Genomic DNA, 1,715 nt, shown 5'->3' on the forward strand with positions numbered 1-1,715 from the left:
CGATGGCATCAAACCATCCTCTTTCCCTGGGCGCGCGTCCGACTGCTATTGTCATAAAGTGATGTTCTCCAAAATTTTCATAATCATTGCGATCGCGTCCTAGCTGACGTTTGAGCAAACTGCTCTAAGCAGAAAATGACTTTTTTGTCCCGTCTAGTTTACGATTCTTTATATAATTATAAGGGAAACGATCGATTTTTCAATCTTGACCTCGACCTCACCAACGGTAAAGATGGGAAAAATTGGAGAATCTGAGATACTTAAAGTTAGACTAAGTCAAATTCTTGCTTCACAAAACTGTCCTATGTATGTGATTGATGTTGTTTTAAGGAATAATCCCATTCCTCTATCTGTCGAGCGCAAATCAGAAGAAGACGCTCAAGGACTCTATGCCCAGATTCTAGAAGCCATGCGCTCTTCCGAATCTGAAGTGATTGAACTGAAGTGCGATCGCCAAACCGAAAAAACAGTCGCCCTTCTCAGCAGCGAAATCACCGCTGTCCAAAAAGCAGAGAAAACGGGAACCACAGCCGCTTCGGGTAGACCGCCTGGATTCTTCGCCGTTACTCAATAATGACTGGAGCTATCCCTAATCCTCCTGGAATTGACGTTCAGAATCTCTCCTTTGATTGGCCCTCCGGCCAATCCGTCCTCAAAGCCTGTTCCTTAGAAGTTCCTCAAGGAGAATTTTGGATGCTTCTGGGAACCAATGGGAGTGGTAAATCGACCCTTCTGCGAACTCTAGCGGGACTCCTTCATCCTCAGTCTGGTCAGATCAATCTGGAATCTCCAATCGGATTTGTGTTTCAAAATCCAGATCATCAACTGGTGATGCCCACTGTAGGAGCCGATATTGCCTTTGGTTTAGTAGAAGAAAAATTACCAATCCAGGAAGTCCAAGAACGAGTTGACGAAGCCCTAGAAGCCGTCAACCTGGTTGATCTCAAACGACGGCCCATCTACGCTCTCAGTGGCGGCCAAAAACAAAGGATCGCCATCGCTGGGGCGATCGCCCGTCACTGCAAAGTTCTGCTCCTAGATGAACCCAGTGCCCTCCTAGACCGAGAAGCCCAACTTGAATTGGTGATTCAAGTCAAAAATCTGGTAATTCAACGGGGCTTAACCGCCCTGTGGGTTACCCATCGACTCGACGAACTCGACCATTGTCATGGCGCTTTTTTGCTCGACCAAGGCCAAGTGATTGATCAAGGAAACCCTCAGCGACTCAGAAATCGCTTGATGGCCACCCATCTGAATTCTTAAACGAGGGTGAAATTTTCCGATCTACCCATTACAATTTTCGGTAACTTAACCCCGTAAAATTCCCATCGATTAACCTTACAGCATTAAGTCAGGCAACACTATGAAAACCAGACTCTCAGCTATCCATCCCTTAACCCTAATTAGCCTAGGGCTTCTCTCCCCCTTATTCATGCAACCGACTCAGGCTCTAGAAGGAGAAGTTCCCTTAAGCTCTGAATCGATTCCCCTCCTGAGTGAACTGCCCTTAATTCAAGACCCACCTAAAGTACCTGCTTTGGGGGAAGCAGCAAAATATCTGCCTGGTCAAACTCCAGTGCATCTCGTTCTGAGACTTGGAGAACGGCGAGTTTATGTTTACAAAGGAGATGAAGAGCTGGCTAGCTATCCCGTAGCTGTGGGTAAAGAGGGATGGGAAACCCCTACAGGCGAATTTGAAGTGTTTAACAAGGAAG

3 protein-coding genes are annotated in these 1,715 nt (G+C 46.6%); all 3 read left to right on the forward strand.

The genetic code is table 11. The features are described from left to right. Positions 1 to 304: 304 nt before the first annotated feature. Positions 305 to 574, forward strand: a complete 270-nt coding sequence (locus tag AC3A14_RS24645; protein ID WP_318697930.1) for a UPF0367 protein family — start codon at positions 305 to 307, stop codon at positions 572 to 574. Next, positions 574 to 1,263, forward strand: a complete 690-nt coding sequence (locus AC3A14_RS24650; protein WP_318697931.1) for an energy-coupling factor ABC transporter ATP-binding protein — start codon at positions 574 to 576, stop codon at positions 1,261 to 1,263. The genes AC3A14_RS24645 and AC3A14_RS24650 overlap by 1 nt, the downstream gene beginning before the upstream one ends. Positions 1,264 to 1,363: 100 nt before the next feature. Continuing rightward, positions 1,364 to 1,715: L,D-transpeptidase (locus AC3A14_RS24655; protein WP_487779246.1), on the forward strand; the 352-nt coding region annotated here is incomplete at its 3' end.

The organism is Roseofilum sp., from assembly GCF_982964205.1.